The sequence below is a fragment of the Candidatus Binataceae bacterium genome, from assembly GCA_036495685.1.
Classification (GTDB): Bacteria; Desulfobacterota; Binatia; order Binatales; family Binataceae; genus JAFAHS01.
Genome location: DASXMJ010000146.1, coordinates 1 through 15526, shown reverse-complemented (window position 1 = coordinate 15526; position 15526 = coordinate 1). Strand labels below are relative to the sequence as shown.

Sequence of the window (15526 nt, the reverse complement as noted above, 5' to 3'; positions counted from 1 at the left end):
GACTGCACCAGCCCAGAGCAAACCGGCCCTTGCTCTAGGCGGGAGACAGGGTGCGTTTGGGTGGAAGGTGAGAGAACGTCTCTGGGGCAGAGACCCACGAGTATTCGTAGCGCTTACTCTGGTCTGCGGCCGAGCAGCGCGGCGACCCGCCGCCAGAGGCGCATGCTTAGCGAGGTTCCGCTTCCGCGTAACGCTTGAACGCGTCCAGCGCGACGTCCCAGAAGCCGCTCACTTCTTCGAGTTTGGCGATCAGCTGCCGGACCGCGTCACGCCCCATCGGTGCCAGTTCGTAAATCTGCTCGCGGCCACTTTTCTTGGCTCGGATCAGGCCAGCCCTCTTAAGCACTCGGGTATGTTTGCAGACCGCCGGGCGGCTGATCGCAAAGCCTCTTGCAAGCGCGCTGGCCCGGCAGGGGCTGGAAGCGAGTCGTCGCAGCAGTTCGCGGCGAGTTGAATCGGCCAGCGCGGCGATGGTGTTGTCAATTTTCATCTCTTAATACGTAACTCGGCAGTTACATGATTGCAAGCCATCCACAAGCTCGCTTTGAGCGCGGTGCGCGGCGGCTCCCCTCACTGAGTTCGGCTCTCAAGCCTCTCGGTACTTCGACCTAACACAGACAGCGTCTCGAATTGCCGAGATCGGGAATACCGCTTGATCTGGTGGGCTTACCCAACGCCTGGGAGGTCCGCCGGATGGTTGGTGCCAGATCCTTTGATTCAACTCCCAACGTGGCCTGAGCGCTTGGCATCCTCACGCGCCCGCAGTTCGCGCCGCATGATCTTTCCGGTCACCGTGGACGGAAATTCATCCAAGAACTCAAACTCGCGCGGCGCCTCGTGCGCGGCCAGGCGGGTCTTGACGTGGGTCCGGATCTCTTCGACCAGATTCTCGGACGGCGAAAATCCAGGCAACAACTTGATGAATGCCTTGATCGCCTGGCCTCGCTGCGCATCCGGCACACCGATGACCGCACACGATGCGACGCAGGCGTGCTCCATGATCTTGGCTTCGATTTCGGAGGGACCGATCCGGTAGCCGGAGCTTTTGATTACATCGTCGTTGCGTCCCTGGAAGTAGACGTAGCCTTCTTCGTCCATATGGCCGAGATCTCCGGTCATGCACCATTCGCCCTTGAACTTTTCGCTCATCGCGTTCGGGTTTTTCCAGTACTCACGCATCACTACTGGCGAGTCGCGCCGAATCGCGATTTCGCCGGTCATGCCCGCCTTCAACACTTCACCTTCGGGCGAAACGATCGCGACGTGGTGGCCCGGATAGGGTTTGCCCAACGGCTCCAGACGCGCCTTTTCGACCCTGCTGCAGGTGCCGATAAAGTAGTTGGCTTCGGTCTGGCCAAAGCCCTGATTGAATTCGACTTGCAGCTCCTCGTCTACCCATTTCGCGAGCTGGGGACTTACGGGTTCGGCGCCGCTCACGATGCAGCGGAGTTTGATTTGTCGGTACTTTTCGCGCGGATTCTTTATCTCGCGCAAGACTTTAAGTGCGGTGGGAGGATACAAGCCCACCGAGGCACCGTACTTCTCAAGCAGTCGGAAGGTCACTTCCGGATCGAAGCGAGCCTTGCTGCGATACGCGAGCACCGGAATTCCATACGGCCAAATCGCCAGCAATCCGTCGAGCAATCCCCCCGCCCACGCCCAATCCGCGGGGCTGTAGTAGAGATCGCCGTCGCGCAAATAGTTGTAGGAGTAGTCGATGCCGTTATGCCCCAGTACGTAGCGGGCGACATGCAGTACGCCCTTGGGGTTTCCGGTGGTGCCGGAGGTGTACATCAGCAGGACCGGATCTTCTGCGCTCGACTTTTCCATCGCGAGGCCCGGTGCGCCCTTGCTCATGAGGTCATCAAAACTAAGCGTGCCTTTGACCTGGCCTGCAACTATGAGGTGTTTGAAATTGGGAAGGCTCTTGCGATCCACATCATCCATTTTGCCGACCGTCTCAGGCTCCATGAGGATTGCCTTCGCGGCACTGTTCTCGAGCCGGTACTGAATTGCGTCGGGGCCGAACAGCTTTGAGATGGGAAGCGCGATCGCGCCGATTCGATAGATGGCCATATGCGCGATCGCCGTCTCCGGCCGTTGGGGTGTGTGAACCGCAACCACGTCGCCGCGGCCGATACCGAGGCCGCGCAGTGCGTTGCCAAACCGGTTGGACGCCTCGATCATCTGCGCGAACGTGTACCGCGCGGCGTGGCCTTCGTCGTCTTCGTACAGCAGCGCGACCCGGTCACGAAGATCGGTGTGACGATCGAGGCAGTCGATCGCGACGTTGTAGTCCGCCGGAATGTTCCACCTATGCATGGCACGGAGTTCTGCGAAGCTTTTTCCTCCGCGCACTGTCTGTTCCTTGAGTCCGATCATCGTCGTGGTGCTCTACTGAATTCGTATTTCTGAAGCCTCGTCGTCGTGGGCCCAGTTCTAATCTGTGTGCCACAACTCCGGCGGCAATGTCGAATCTCTCTAGAGGAGCAGGCGCCGCTCGGCCTTCCCCGCCGGCAGGCGCTTTCGAAGAAGCGGCGACGGCAGCCGCAGATGCTCAATTCCGAACTGGTGTTGCCCGCAATCCGAGGTCGGTCACCACACCGTCTCGAGAAGGTGATTGCAACGGTTGATTGTAGGCGGCGAGAACCTACCTTGCACACTGAGGTTCCGCGTCTATGAGTTCCGGACAAGCAACCTTGCGAGAGTTTGGCCCGGCTACCGATTTGTGTTAGGGCAGCCGTCGAGAGCAGGAGGCGCCGCACATGATCTCTTTGGCAGAGTACTCGTCGCGCGATGGACTCGGACTCGCCGAACTCGTGGCCGGGAAAGAGGTCACCTCCGAGGAACTCGTGGAGGCTGCCCTCGCAGCCGTCGAAAAGGTAAATCCGAGGCTCAACGCGGTGCTGCAGACCCTTCCCGACCTGGCACATGCAGAGATTCGCAAAGGCGTGCCGCGGGGTCCGTTTGCGGGGGTTCCATTTCTCATCAAGGAGCTCGTGCTCCATGCCAAAGACGTCCGCTGCGACCAAGGTAGCAGGCTCGCCCGAGGCTTCGTCCCCAGCGCCGACACAGAGTTGATGGCGCGCTTCAGGCGCTCCGGTCTGGTCCTCATTGGCACCACGCAAACCCCGGAGTTCGGTTACAATCCGACCACCGAAACCACCTTGTTTGGGCCGGTGCACAACCCATGGGTGCAGGGTCACAGTGCTGGTGGCTCCAGTGGCGGTTCAGGCGCGTCGGTCGCCGCGGGAATAGTCGCGGTAGCACACGCCAACGATGGCGGCGGTTCGATCCGCATTCCGGCATCGTGCAACGGATTGGTCGGGCTGAAACCCACGCGCGATCGAGTACCCACGGGGCCCGATTCCGCTGATCCTCTGTGCGGACTGGCAATCGAGTTCGCGGTAACGCGGACGGTACGCGATACCGCAGCGCTGCTCGATTGCGTCGCCGGTGCCGACATTGGCGCGCCCGGACTTCCGGTGCCGCCGGTGCGACCATTTCGCGACGAAGTGCGCGCCGATCCCGGCAAACTACGAATCGCGTGGACGGTTACACCCGCCTCAGGAGCGAAGATTCATCCCGAATGCGCACAGGCTGTGCAAGAGACGGTTAAGCTACTTGAAGATGCCGGCCACACGCTGATCGAAGATCGTCCACGCTTCGACTGGGACGAATACCTCGAAAAAGTTCACGTCATCTGGGCGGTCTTCAATGTGCTGTCGGCCGATTTCGCAGCACAGACGATGGGACGCAAGCCGGGACCGGATAACCTCGAAGCCGTGACCTGGGCTTGTTATGAGGAAGGCAAACGCTTTAGCGCGACCGATGTGCTTAACTCGATGGCGCATGGAAACGTGATCTCGCGCAAAGTAGGAGCCTTCTTCGAGAACTACGACCTGCTGGTGACGCCTACCATCGCCAGGCCGCCCGTGCCCCACGGAGAAATAAATCAGGACAAAAAAGGCATGAGTGCGATGGAATGGACGCGACTGGTGTTCTCCTACTGCCCCTTTACCCCTGTATTCAACACTACCGGGCACCCCGCGATTTCGCTGCCGATGCATTGGAGCGAAACGGGCTTGCCAATCGGCGTGCAATTGGTCGCGCGCTTCGGCGATGAGGCGACTCTCATTCGTCTGGCCTCGCAGCTCGAACAAGCGCGACCGTGGAAAGAGCGCAGGCCGCCGGTTCACGCATCCAGATGAGTTTGACTATCAAGCAGGTTCGCGCGCTGGTCGTTCGCGGTGGCGGCGGCGACTATCACGATCAGGGAAGCAGCCATTGGATCGACGATCACATCGCCAGCCCGATGAGCCGCTACCCGGAATATCGCCAGAGCCGTCAGAGTTTTGGCATCAACGTCCTCGGCACGCTGGTGGTTGAAATCGAGGCCAGCGACGGCACGGTCGGATTTGCGATAACCACCGGCGGTGAGCCGGCCGCCTACATCGTGGAAAAACACCTGGCACGCTTCCTTGAGGGCCGCGATCCCAAAGACTACGAACTCATCTGGGACCAGATGTACTTCGCAACCCAGTACTACGGTCGCAAAGGACTGGTAGTTAACGCCATTTCTGGCGTCGATCTCGCGCTCTGGGATCTGCTCGGCAAGGTCCGCGGCGAGCCCGTCTATCACCTGCTCGGCGGACCGGTTCGCTCCGAGCAGCCATTCTACGCGACCAGTTCGCGCCCCGATCTCGCCAAGACGCTCGGCTTCATCGGTGGCAAACTCCCGCTTCATCACGGCCCCGCCGAGGGTGAAGCCGGCTTTGAACAGAATCTGGCAGAACTGGCGGAGATGCGGTCGCGGGTCGGCGATGACTTCTGGCTGATGCTCGATTGTTGGATGAGCCTCGACCTCAACTATGCCATACGCCTGGCGCAGCAGGCGCACAAATACGGGCTCAAATGGATCGAGGAAGCGTTGTCGCCCGACGACTATTGGGGTTATGCCGAACTCAAAAAGGCGGTCCCGGGAGGCCTACTGGTTACGACCGGCGAGCATGAAGCGACACGCTGGGGCTTCCGGATGCTCCTTGAAATGGAGTGCTGCGATATCATCCAGCCCGATGTCGGCTGGTGTGGAGGCCTCACGGAACTTGTCAAGATCTCGGCCCTCGCAGAAAGCCGAGGCGTGTTGGTCGTTCCGCACGCCTCGGGAGTGTACAGCTACCATTTCGTAATCACGCGCCACTGCAGCCCATTCTCGGAATTTCTGATGATGGCGCCCAAAGCCGACGAGGTGGTTCCGATGTTCACTCCGCTGCTGCTCGACGAGCCCGTACCGGTCGACGGCCGGCTCAAGCTGCCGGATCGCCCAGGCTTCGGAGTGCGCCTCAACCCCGCCTGCGCAATGCATCGTCCCTATACCCACTAGCGACCAGCGCCGACTGCTATTCGAGTCGTGCGGGTACGACCTTCAACATAGAAATAACCGGGTCGAGGGGATCGCCGGCGGCACCCGCGCTCGCGCGCTCTGAGAACGAGAGCAAGGCACGTTCGTGTGCCGTAACCGCCGCGAGTAGTTTCGCGCCGTGCGCGGGCCCGGCCTTCTCGACTTCCTCAAAGTGCGCGACGAATTTCTTCACTTCACGCTCGAAGATGTGCATCACTTTGGCCCACGGCATAGCCGCAAGGGCCTTTGCCTGCGTAATGCCGGTCGCGCGTGCCGACGCGCTCTCTGCAATATCTCCGCACAGCGGTCGGATATTCCCCTCGAAGGAGTTCTTTCGTTTCGCGCTCCAACTGCTCCAGAACGCGCATCTGGTAGCGACGCTCAGGGTCCTCCAGTGCCTCAGCCAGGGTATGGAACAAGGCCTCTCCGGTTACTTCACCCTGAAAGAACTCCTCAAGGGTTCGCACGTATTGTTCTGAATTCATGACTCTCCCACGCCGTCGCTTTCGGTTAGTGCTCCCGTAACTGTCGCGCGGTATATACCACAATCATGAGGCGAGCGTTCCTCGCACTGGGATCCGCGGCAGCTCAGGCGGGTTTGGTTTCCACCTCGACCGAAGAGACAGGCGAACGGATCAAAGCCGAAGTAGTAGGTCTTCACAGCACCGATGGCGACGTCAAGTGCGCCCGGTTCAATGGCGCTGAGGGATTTCCCGCGGATTCATCGAAAGCGATCAAGACAACCAGTGGACCCATACACGACGGGATCGCGGAGTGCGATTTCGACCAGGTCCCGGCCGGTGAATACGCCATTGCGGTCTATCACGAGGAGAATTCCAACGGAAAACTCGATCGAATTTTCGTGGGCATTCCCAAGGAGGGCGTGGGCGTTAGCAATGAGACTGCCGGTACTTTCGATCGCCCCCATTTGACCACGACCGCTTCACCTATTCGGGTGGAGGTAAGGCCGTCACCATCCACCTCCGCCATCTCTGATATGGTTGCCCAGTGAGGCCCAACCGTTTGTTGTGGTCGGCGCACAGCCGCCCTGCACGGAAAATCGCCACAGCAGCAATTGCGAGGGCATAAATTCGTGCCACTACTCAGCCCACCGCAAAGGTCGACACTCCCGGTCCTCAAGGGCGTGTTGAGTGCGATGGCCCTGATGGGTTTGGTGGCATGTTCTACAGGGCGTCAACCGACCACGAACCTGTCGCTTACACAACTCTTGCGCAATGCCGAGCAATCCGATCGTCTCAACGCACAACTCTATACGCGCTCGGCTCCCAGCCTCGATCACTACTACAATCTCAAAGCCGACGAGCTGAATGACGTAATGCGCAGGCTTCAGCGCGGCGAGAACGTCCCCTCCGACGACATTAACCATGCGCTCGATAACAGCCTGGCGTCGACTTTTGGTGTACCCGTGAATTGATCTTAAGTGCGCAGGAAAATGATCGAAATCCCCGGGCACGGCTCTCCCGACCAGTAGCGGATGCCTTGCTTTTTTGACGCGACTAATTCGCGGCACGTAGAAATTTACTTTGCACTAGGTCAGGAGCGGGAAAACCTCGTCCGTGATCCGCTTAAATTGGTGGCGCTGGTCATAGCCGGTTGGTCGCAGGGTAATGGTGGTCGCGCCGGCGTCGAGAAATCCTCGAATCGAGTCGGCGCACTGTTCTGGTGAACCCATCGCGACCCACAGCTCGAGGAAGTCGCGATGATAGTCGACCGTGTAGTAGTCGTCGAGGAATTTCTTGGATTCTCCGAAGGCCTTGTCGCGGTCCTCATTCACGTTGATGTTGTAGTAAACGCAGACTTCGAACTTGGCTTCCAAGGTGCGGCCGAGTTCTTGAGCGTAGTTACGGATCATCTGGATCCCTTCGCGCACTTGCGTGGGCGTCTTGCCGGTTGTCATCCACCCATCGCCCATGCGCGCGACGCGTTTGTAGCTGCGTTCGAAGTCCTTCGCGGTCGCCTCGGTGACCGGAGACGGATTCGCCGTTACCCAGATCGGGATTGGTTGCTGGACCGGACGCGGCAGCACGGTAACATCGCGAAACTGTGTATATTTGCCTTGGTAGTCGACGTGCTCACGGGTTGACGTGAGTCGTAGGATTTCTATCGCTTCCTCCATCCGCCGCACGCGGCTGCGAGGGTCTATCGCGAGCGCATTGAACTCACGATCGAACTCCCCCCCGCCCGGCTGCGGCTGCCCCTTGCAGGCGGAAAACACGGTGCGTCCTCCGGACAAGAAATCAAGGCTGGCCCACTGATAAGCCAGCAGCAGCGGGTTCCGCAGCGGCGTACTGGCAAAACACGCCGGACCGAGCCTCACCCGTTTGGTGCGCGCGGCAATCGCCCCGAGCAGGGCGATTGCATCCAGGCGCGGTTTCGCGAAGATCGAATCTCCCACCCAGACCGAATCCCAGCCAGCTCCATCCGCCCATTGCGCCATCTCCAGCATCTCTTCGACGGTCGTGGCGCCGATGATCACGCCACGGTTTGGAAGGGTGAGACCAAAGCGGGGTGCTGCCATTTGCCATCCTCCAGGTCCGGCGTTCAACTCTTCACGGTTCGATCGGAAAAGGGTCTGATGTCAAGCGTTGCGCTCGCGATCATGCGGCTTAGTTCGATCGTTGAACTTGCGGGTCGAATCCGCGGTCGTTTTGGCGGATGGTGTGATCCGCTGTTTTCAACGCTGTGAGGGAGCGGATCTGGCGCAGGGATCAAATCGCAAAAACTGCATCCGGTGGTCGAAACCCCACAATAACTGTGGGATTGAGCCCGCAATCGCCAACCTGTTACAAGTGGCCCGGCAATGCGACCCTTGACGAACCCATCCGACCCAGCGACCGGCGGCGTATATGATAGGTAGGATCGTTGGGTTGGCGGTCGATGCTACAGGGCCGCGACTCACACAGAAGGGAAAATCGGTGAATAAGACTGTCATCCCGCTGCTTGCCCTGGTTCTGGCGTTGCCCGGCGCCGCTGCGGCGGCGGTAGTGACCAGCCCGTCCGACGCCGCGGTCACCGTGGTGGCCTCGGCGTTTATCGGTTCCGACGGGACCATAATCGCGCAGGACGGCAACTGGGTCAGCTCGGTCTTCGTGGCCACCGATGGCCTCTACGAACTTACGTTGAACTCGACGACCTTCGTCAACCGCCCAAACTGCGTCGCCAACGTACAAAGCATCGAGGTTCCGGCTTTCGCGAATGCGGTGAGCTCCGGCGCGCCGAACTTCCTGTACCTGGCGACCTGGCAGTCGGGAACTCCGACCCCCGAAAACTTTGACCTCATCTGCGTGGGGGATGGCCCCAAACCCGCGCCTCGAAGCGGCAAGCCGCTATCGCTACCCCTGCCACTGGCGCCCAGCCCGACCTCCTCCCATTAGTTTCCCGAAGGAGCCGGCCGGCCGCACCTTCAGGATTTCGAGACGCGCTCGAATTTCGGAAGCAGCACGCCCGGTGAATGCTCTTCGAACGTCACCTGCACGCGCATCCCGACGCGGATGTCTTCGTTCCTGACTCCAACCAGGTTCGTTATCAGGATCAGTTGCGGATCTTCATCGAGTTGCACCTGGGCGACATTGTATGGCACGCGACTGACGGCGGCCGGATGAACGGGGTGCGCAATAATCGTGTATGAGTAGACGATTCCTTTGCCGCTGACTTTGACCCATTCGCTTTCGAGCGAATTACACGATGGGCACATGGGCTGGGGGAGCCAGCGAAACTTCTTGCACGACGTGCAGCGCTGCATCAGCAGTTCTCCGCGATTGCAGCCGGCCCAGAATTCCTGCGCGTCGAATTCGGGAATCGGGCGAGGAAAATTCGATCTCGCGTCCATTAGCACTTCTCCACCGGTCAGGCGGTCGACCTTTTAGGCGACGATTCCAACATCGCCAGCGATAGCACCGTGTTGACTCCGATGCGCGGCTCATTATTCCTCGTTTAGTCCGCGCTCGCGCCCCGCGACCATTCGCCCTAACTTCTTTCAGCTTTCGCTATCGACGCACGATCATTGCGGTGTTCGGCACGGCGTTGCCCGATGCGATGAAGGCAATTTCGGCGTCTTTTACCTGATTGATCGCGTCGCCCCGGAGTTGGCGCACCGCTTCGATAGTGTTTTGCATTCCATGTATGTAGCCCTCCGAGAGATTGCCGCCACTGGTATTGAAGGGCAGCGCGCCGTTGGGCCATCGCAGCTTGCCATCCGACACGAATGGACCTCCTTCACCCCGCTTGCAAAATCCCAATTCCTCGAAGGCCATCAGGACCAGCGGCGTAAAGTGGTCGTAGAGGAAGCAGATATCGATATCCTTGTGGGCAATCCCGGCGCGCGGAAACAGGTCGTCAGCCACCACGGTCGATTCCGAACGCGGATGCTCCAAAAATTTCACCACCGCTTGAGTGTTGCGATCGGTGGCGCCAAACGCGCCCGCCATGATGTAGGTGGGTTTGTGTCGCAGGTCACGCGCGCGTTCCGCGCTCGTGATCACGACCGCGGCTCCGCCGTCGGTCTCCAGACAGCAGTCGTGCAGCCGTAACGGATCGGCGATCATTCGTGAGGTCTGGTGGTCTTCGAGGGTCAGCGGCCGTCCCCGCATTACGGCGTTCGGATTGGTCTGCGCATGGGCTCGGCACGCGAGCGCGATCGCCCCGAAGTGCTCGCTCTTGGTTCCGTATAAGTGCATGTGGCGGCGCGCGCTCAACGCTACCGCCTGCGCCGGACTGAAAAACCCGTATGGCTCCAGATAGCCCCTGGCGCCGGGAGCGCCTTCGCGCACCGCAGCAAGTCCGAAGCGCCCAGTACCCCTCCCGGACCGTTCGTTCATCGCGCGGAACGCCACCACGCAGTTCGCCATTCCAGTCGCCACCGCCATCGCGCCTAACAACACCGAGCCTACCGGCCCTCCCCCTCCACCCCACGGCGCCTCAGCGAAAAAGCGTAAGGCGGGGATGCCGAGGTTCGCCGCAAGGAAAACGTGGTCGTTGTTGTCCATGCTGAACTTGGCGATTCCATCGATGTCTGACGGTTTTAGGCCCGCGTCGGCGACCGCGTTGCGGATCGCTTCGACTGCCAGGCTCATCTCACTGCGTCGCGAATCCCGCGAGTATTCGGTATGCCCGATCCCGACGATCGCAGTCTTGTCCTTGAGCGTTTCCATAGAGCGCTGCCCCTTAAAGCGAAACCATGGCACCGAAGAACGAACCCGGCAACCGAATTCAGGTGATTGCAGAATCGCTTGGCTCGGCGTAAAGGCATCGTCTGGAGGGACCGCACATTGCGCTGCGGAAGCGGCTGGGACCGCGTCTCTGGGCTTACGGTGTAGCGACACTGGCTCCAGCTGATTCGAGCGGCGCAATCCGCGAGTTACCTTCGTACAGACCCTGGCAAAGACGTCATCGAGTGCTGAAATGCTTTCACACGATCGGCGGGCTGGAGACCCGGTCGGGAGAGCACAAGGAGACATATCGCGATGGATATCGGCGTGATGATTGCGGCAACCGCGGAAACGGGAGACATCACTGAAATAGCCCGCACCGTCGAGGACCTCGGCTTTGAATCGCTTTTCATTCCCGAACATCCGGTCATTCCGATCGCTTTTAAAACCATCCCGCCCGGCGGAGGGGAACTCCCGGAACACTACGGGCGTTGGATGGATCCCTTCGTGGCGCTCGGCGCCGCCGCGGCGGTCACGAAGAGAATCAAGTTGGGAACCGGGATCTGTCTCCTCCCCGAACGCGAGCCGATTATCACCGCCAAGACTATAGCGACCTTGGACGTTATCTCGGGCGGCCGCGTGGTGCTGGGAATTGGCGGCGGATGGCTTCGCGAAGAGACTGAGGCGATGGGAACACGCTTCGGAAAACGTTGGAAGCGGCTGCGCGAGACGGTCGAGGCGATGCGAGCGTTGTGGACGCAGGCGGAGCCCAGCTACCAGGGCGACCTGGTCCAGTTCCCAGCAATCCGTTGCGACCCCAAGCCGGTCCAGAAACCCGGACCTCCGATACTGTTGGGCGCACGCGGGTCCAAGGCGTTCGCGCGCATAGCCCGCAGCTACGATGGCTGGGCCCCGATCGCCGGCAAACCGCAGAATCTCAAGAAGGAAATCGATGCGCTCAAGCAGGTCGTCGCCCAGGCCGGTCGCAATCCCGATACCCTGCAGATAAGCGCGTTCGTCGACCCCGGCGAGGACGGAGTCTCATCGGAGAATCTCAAAGGCTACCAGGAGGCCGGTGCAGATCGTCTGGTCCTGTTCTCGCAGCGCGATGCGATAAAGATGGCGAACGGACGAGCGCTCGAAGTCGTGAGACGAATCGCGCCCACCCTCGACCGCGCGCGCCGCCTATGATTGGTCGGACCTAACCATGGCCGCCCGACCAGCCAGGGCCGCGCCGCGCGGCCACCTACTTGAGCGTCCGCGCGAACAGCTCGGCGAGTTTTTCAAAGGCCCGGTCGGCCTGCTGCTGGTTGTAGACGGGTGTATCCGGCGTGGTCCAGCCATGATAAGCGCCGGCGTAGGTCTCGCTCTGATACTTTCCGCCCCACCGCGCCAGCGCCTGCTCGAGGTTCTTGATGGCTTCCTCGGGCATGCTCTGGTCGTTGATCGCGTGACCGAAGTAGAGCTCGGCCCGGATGCGCGGAAGCACGAGATGGGGGCTGGTCGGTGCGTTCGTGTAGAGTCCACCGCCATGGAATGAGGCTGCCGCCGCAAGTTTTCCTGGGCGTACCGCCGCGGCCCTCATTGCCATACCGCCGGTGAAGCAGTGTCCCACCACTCCGATGGTGCCCAAGCCGACCGAGGGCTGCGCCGCCAGAAAATCGACGTACGCAGACGCGTCGCGCTCCGTAGCTTCAGGCGTCATGGGTGTGGCCAGTTCGGCAAAGCGCTTCATGGTGCGTTCCTCGCCCATGGTAGGCGTGAAGTCGAACATCGGAGGTTTTCCGGTGCGGTAGAAAACGTTCGGCAGCAGAACCGCGTAGCCCTTCTCGGCGAGGCGACGGGCCATCTTGCAATGTGAAGGCCGGATGCCGCCGATGTCGGTCAGGTGAATCACTCCGGGCCGGCGCCCCCCATCGTCGGCTCGATACAGGAATGCGTCGGAGGTTCCGTCGGGGGTGCGAATTTCAAGAGCTTCTTCGACCATCACCAATCTCCTTCCCGATTTGCGTTCACGAGGATTTGCCCTGCGGCAACCTTGCCTGTACTAGTGTCCGGATCGGCGTCTCACCTGGACTCCTTTGGCGATGCCGCAGGACTGCAGATTAGTCTTCGGAGGTGGCAAGAGAAATGAGCAAGCATCCGATTCGATTTGGGTTTCAGTCCGGACAGCAGAACGTCACCTGGGACCGCATGCGCGAGGTGTGGAGCAAACTCGACGCCTGGGGCTACGACTCGCTCTGGGCTTTCGACCATTTCTATCCGATCTTCACCCCCGACCCCGCCGGTCCCTGCATGGAGAACTGGACCCTGTTAAGTGCCCTCAGCCAGCATACCAAGCGCGCCCGCATCGGTGCGCTCGTCAACAGCAACACCTACCGCAACCCCTGCCTAACGGCAAAAATGGCGGCCACTCTCGACCAGGTGAGCGGCGGCAGGCTCAATCTTGGGCTCGGCTGCGGATGGTATGAACTCGAGCACGGGAGCTTCGGGATCGACTTTAAAAACCTCCGCGGGCGTCTCGAGGCGCTCGACGAGTCATGCCAGATCATCAAAGGAATGTTCACGCAGGAACGAACCTCCTTTGCGGGCAAGCACTATCGCGTGAGCGATGCAGTGTGTAACCCCAAACCGCTCCAGAAGCCGCATATCCCCTTGATGATCGGCGGACGCGGAGAAAAATCCCTGCTCAAGATCGTCGCACAGCATGCCGACCTGTGGAACACCATGCACGCGAATCCCGCCGAGATGAAAAGGTTGATCGGGGTTATCGAGCGCCACGGCGACACGGTAGGTCGCGACACCGACGAAATCGAAAAAACCATCATGATGCCGCTATGCTACAAGGCGCCCAAAGAGCGCCAACAAATGATTTCCGGGATGGTGGCGGGCATGGCCCAAATCCAGCCGGAGCAGGCACGCGACCGGATCATGGTCGGAGGCAAGGACGAATGCCTCGACAAAATCGCGCAGTACCGCGCAATCGGCGTGACCCACTTCATCTTCAACGTGCGCTGGCCGATTCTCGTCGACGAAGAGTTTCAGGCGTTTGCCGAAGAAGTGATTCCGGCGGTGCAGAGATAGTAGCTACGGACCGAAACGAGTTCGGCCGAATCAGCGCCCTGCCAGTCCGGCTCGAGCCTCGGCCGGGGTCAGGGTCTCGACGGCCAGGCGGCTGGCGAAGATGGTCGCCACCGCGTACAGAAGCATCGCGCCCAGCGAAAATTTCATCCAGCTCGCCCATCCGTAGCGCGCCGCGATGGCGATCATCAGCGGCGCGGAGATCGCGACCCAGCCGCGGCTGACGAGTCCGTAGAACGCCCACCCGGTCGCTTGCAATCCTGGCGATGTGTCTTCAAGGGTTTCGGAGTATTGAGCCGCCCACGGGACCGCGATCATCGCCAACAGGCAACCGAGCAAGGTCGCAACCATGATCATCAGATGGCGGGGTAACTCCCCGCCGAATCTCGGTATCCACCACGCCAGCAGCAGCGCGACTCCCACCGCGCCAATAGTCGAGATGGGCCTGCGCACTTGCAAGCGATCGGAAATTACCCCAATCACGATCAGGGCCCCCATATTTCCAAGCCAGAAATAGGAGTTCATCCGCGCCGCGTCCGCGGGAGTGTAATGGAACGATTCGGTGAACATGAGCGGCCCGAAGGCCTGGATCGCGATGTACAGCGAGAGGCTGATGGTAAAAGGAACCACCATCAACCAGGGCTCGATGTGTCCGAGCAGCATGGCAAAGGCCTGGCGCGCGCTCGATGGCAGCTCCGCGGCGGTTGGGCTGCGGCGGCCCGCAACCTCAAGGGCCGCCAACTCGGTCTGATAGATCTTCAAGCGCAGCTCGGGACTCAGATCCTTGAGCCAGAGAACGATCGGCATGTACATGACAATCGCGAGAAATCCCATGATCCACATCTGCGATTGCCAGGTGTGGAACATGGGAAGGGTCAAACCCGCGATAAAATTGCCCATGTAGTTGGATCCGACCGGACCGATCGTGAGCAAGCCGAAAGCTAAGGCGCGGGTAAGGCGCGGCGACATGTCGCGGACCAGGGCCGCGCCTGCGCCGGCCATCAGTCCGGCCACGATAGCCATCAGGGTCCGGATGGCTACGAACGACTTGATGCCGACGATAAGCAGGTTCGCAAAGACCAGGACCGTAATGACCGCCAGACAAGCATCAAGAATCACGACCCGCCCGTAGCGATCGGCCAGTGGCCCCCCGAAGAATGCCGAGATGCCTCCAACCAGAACCGTGAACGTAATGTAGTAGCCGTACTGAATGTGGCCCATGTGCAGATAGGGCAGCAGCAGCGGCAGGATTGGAGCGAGTTGAAACTCATAGCCGGCGAGGACCGCGGCAAGCACCGTGAGCAGGAGCAGAGTCCAGCGACGCGCCCCACGAGGGTATTCTGTCAACGTCCGACTCTCGGCGAAGTGGCGTATAGACATCTCAGCTCTACAAACACGATAGTCCCGACATCATGGAAACCATCGCATAGTGGCACGGTTAGCCTTTCCAGTACTCCGATCGGTTCGGATAATCAAAAGGCCTTCCCGTCGAGCGGGTTCGCGTGACTAAACTGCCCGGGCGGTGCCCAGAATTTTGGTTGGTGCGACAGAGGATCGAAGGGGTATATATAAGGGGTATATATATTGTTACGGTCCTCTAGGTCGCTCGCGGGATTGAGGAAGGACATTCTAAGATCGGCCGGCAACACGGTCCGGCGTACCAATATGAAATGCGCTACGAGAGTGATTTTCCGAATGGCGCCATGGGTGGCCGCACTCATGATCCTTGCTCCGACAGCAGCGCACGCGCAGTTCGGTGCGATGGGCCTGCCGATTAACACTACGCTGGTAATTTCGAAGCCCGCGGCCATGCAGATATACGCCGGCCAACAAATCGTCACGATCGGCGTGGGTGCCAAGCAATACAAGTTTGTGC

General features: G+C 60.3%; 17 protein-coding genes. 9 read left to right on the top strand and 8 right to left on the bottom strand.

Features of this window, described 5'->3' with window-relative positions:
• Positions 1 to 166: 166 nt before the first annotated feature.
• Positions 167 to 490 carry a metalloregulator ArsR/SmtB family transcription factor gene (locus VGI36_13690; protein HEY2486198.1) on the bottom strand — a complete coding sequence of 108 codons (324 nt, stop codon included), beginning with the start codon at positions 488 to 490 and terminating at the stop codon, positions 167 to 169.
• 227 nt (positions 491 to 717) lie between these two features.
• Positions 718 to 2382 carry an AMP-binding protein gene (locus VGI36_13685; GenBank protein HEY2486197.1) on the bottom strand — a complete coding sequence of 555 codons (1665 nt, stop codon included), beginning with the start codon at positions 2380 to 2382 and terminating at the stop codon, positions 718 to 720.
• 383 nt (positions 2383 to 2765) lie between these two features.
• On the opposite strand from VGI36_13685, the gene VGI36_13680 reads away from it, so the two are divergent.
• Positions 2766 to 4211, top strand: a complete 1446-nt coding sequence (locus tag VGI36_13680) for an amidase (GenBank protein HEY2486196.1) — start codon at positions 2766 to 2768, stop codon at positions 4209 to 4211.
• Positions 4208 to 5383, top strand: a complete 1176-nt coding sequence (gene rhmD / locus VGI36_13675; GenBank protein HEY2486195.1) for an L-rhamnonate dehydratase — start codon at positions 4208 to 4210, stop codon at positions 5381 to 5383. The genes VGI36_13680 and rhmD overlap by 4 nt, the downstream gene beginning before the upstream one ends.
• A gap of 16 nt (positions 5384 to 5399) precedes the next feature.
• On the opposite strand, the gene VGI36_13670 is transcribed toward rhmD, so the two are convergent.
• A complete protein-coding gene (locus tag VGI36_13670; protein ID HEY2486194.1) occupies positions 5400 to 5633 on the bottom strand; it encodes a hypothetical protein in 234 nt (77 codons plus the stop codon).
• On the opposite strand from VGI36_13670, the gene VGI36_13665 reads away from it, so the two are divergent.
• The 3 genes from VGI36_13665 (at position 5620) to VGI36_13655 (ending at position 6836) form a co-directional block, all read left to right on the top strand.
• Entirely contained in the window at positions 5620 to 5880 is a 261-nt protein-coding gene (locus tag VGI36_13665) for a hypothetical protein (GenBank protein ID HEY2486193.1), read from the top strand. The two genes, VGI36_13670 and VGI36_13665, sit on opposite strands and share 14 nt — an antisense overlap.
• A 71-nt stretch (positions 5881 to 5951) precedes the next feature.
• Positions 5952 to 6413 (top strand): DUF2141 domain-containing protein, encoded by a 462-nt coding sequence (locus tag VGI36_13660; GenBank protein ID HEY2486192.1) that lies wholly within the window; start codon positions 5952 to 5954, stop codon positions 6411 to 6413.
• A gap of 81 nt (positions 6414 to 6494) precedes the next feature.
• Positions 6495 to 6836: a hypothetical protein gene (locus tag VGI36_13655; protein HEY2486191.1), complete on the top strand. Its 342-nt coding sequence runs from the start codon at positions 6495 to 6497 to the stop codon at positions 6834 to 6836.
• A gap of 114 nt (positions 6837 to 6950) precedes the next feature.
• On the opposite strand, the gene VGI36_13650 is transcribed toward VGI36_13655, so the two are convergent.
• Positions 6951 to 7940 (bottom strand): LLM class flavin-dependent oxidoreductase, encoded by a 990-nt coding sequence (locus VGI36_13650; protein HEY2486190.1) that lies wholly within the window; start codon positions 7938 to 7940, stop codon positions 6951 to 6953.
• Positions 7941 to 8337: 397 nt separating this feature from the next.
• On the opposite strand from VGI36_13650, the gene VGI36_13645 reads away from it, so the two are divergent.
• Entirely contained in the window at positions 8338 to 8796 is a 459-nt protein-coding gene (locus VGI36_13645; GenBank protein HEY2486189.1) for a hypothetical protein, read from the top strand.
• Positions 8797 to 8825: 29 nt separating this feature from the next.
• Here VGI36_13645 and VGI36_13640 read toward each other — a convergent pair whose 3' ends face one another.
• A complete protein-coding gene (locus VGI36_13640; protein ID HEY2486188.1) occupies positions 8826 to 9251 on the bottom strand; it encodes an OB-fold domain-containing protein in 426 nt (141 codons plus the stop codon).
• Between the two features lie 157 nt (positions 9252 to 9408).
• On the bottom strand, positions 9409 to 10572 hold the full coding sequence (locus tag VGI36_13635) for a hypothetical protein (protein HEY2486187.1): 1164 nt from the start codon (positions 10570 to 10572) through the stop codon (positions 9409 to 9411).
• Positions 10573 to 10884: 312 nt separating this feature from the next.
• Between VGI36_13635 and VGI36_13630 the strand changes: the two genes are divergently transcribed.
• Complete coding sequence (locus VGI36_13630) at positions 10885 to 11760, top strand: LLM class F420-dependent oxidoreductase (protein HEY2486186.1); 876 nt, start codon at positions 10885 to 10887, stop codon at positions 11758 to 11760.
• A gap of 55 nt (positions 11761 to 11815) precedes the next feature.
• Here VGI36_13630 and VGI36_13625 read toward each other — a convergent pair whose 3' ends face one another.
• A complete protein-coding gene (locus VGI36_13625; protein ID HEY2486185.1) occupies positions 11816 to 12556 on the bottom strand; it encodes a dienelactone hydrolase family protein in 741 nt (246 codons plus the stop codon).
• Positions 12557 to 12699: 143 nt separating this feature from the next.
• Between VGI36_13625 and VGI36_13620 the strand changes: the two genes are divergently transcribed.
• Positions 12700 to 13653 (top strand): LLM class F420-dependent oxidoreductase, encoded by a 954-nt coding sequence (locus VGI36_13620; protein HEY2486184.1) that lies wholly within the window; start codon positions 12700 to 12702, stop codon positions 13651 to 13653.
• Positions 13654 to 13683: 30 nt separating this feature from the next.
• Here VGI36_13620 and VGI36_13615 read toward each other — a convergent pair whose 3' ends face one another.
• Positions 13684 to 14997 (bottom strand): MFS transporter, encoded by a 1314-nt coding sequence (locus VGI36_13615; protein HEY2486183.1) that lies wholly within the window; start codon positions 14995 to 14997, stop codon positions 13684 to 13686.
• 348 nt (positions 14998 to 15345) lie between these two features.
• Here VGI36_13615 and VGI36_13610 point away from each other — a divergent pair.
• On the top strand, positions 15346 to 15526 hold a 181-nt coding region (locus VGI36_13610; protein HEY2486182.1), incomplete at its 3' end, for a hypothetical protein.

Excerpts from the sequence above, each read along its gene's own strand:
- VGI36_13690 (HEY2486198.1), bottom strand. The coding sequence starts at position 490 with ATGAAAATTGACAACACCATCGCCGCGCTGGCCGATTCAACTCGCCGC.
- VGI36_13685 (HEY2486197.1), bottom strand. The coding sequence starts at position 2,382 with ATGATCGGACTCAAGGAACAGACAGTGCGCGGAGGAAAAAGCTTCGCA.
- VGI36_13680 (HEY2486196.1), top strand. The coding sequence starts at position 2,766 with ATGATCTCTTTGGCAGAGTACTCGTCGCGCGATGGACTCGGACTCGCC.
- rhmD (HEY2486195.1), top strand. The coding sequence starts at position 4,208 with ATGAGTTTGACTATCAAGCAGGTTCGCGCGCTGGTCGTTCGCGGTGGC.
- VGI36_13670 (HEY2486194.1), bottom strand. The coding sequence starts at position 5,633 with ATGCCGTGGGCCAAAGTGATGCACATCTTCGAGCGTGAAGTGAAGAAA.
- VGI36_13660 (HEY2486192.1), top strand. The coding sequence starts at position 5,952 with ATGAGGCGAGCGTTCCTCGCACTGGGATCCGCGGCAGCTCAGGCGGGT.
- VGI36_13650 (HEY2486190.1), bottom strand. The coding sequence starts at position 7,940 with ATGGCAGCACCCCGCTTTGGTCTCACCCTTCCAAACCGTGGCGTGATC.
- VGI36_13640 (HEY2486188.1), bottom strand. The coding sequence starts at position 9,251 with ATGGACGCGAGATCGAATTTTCCTCGCCCGATTCCCGAATTCGACGCG.
- VGI36_13635 (HEY2486187.1), bottom strand. The coding sequence starts at position 10,572 with ATGGAAACGCTCAAGGACAAGACTGCGATCGTCGGGATCGGGCATACC.
- VGI36_13630 (HEY2486186.1), top strand. The coding sequence starts at position 10,885 with ATGGATATCGGCGTGATGATTGCGGCAACCGCGGAAACGGGAGACATC.
- VGI36_13625 (HEY2486185.1), bottom strand. The coding sequence starts at position 12,556 with ATGGTCGAAGAAGCTCTTGAAATTCGCACCCCCGACGGAACCTCCGAC.
- VGI36_13620 (HEY2486184.1), top strand. The coding sequence starts at position 12,700 with ATGAGCAAGCATCCGATTCGATTTGGGTTTCAGTCCGGACAGCAGAAC.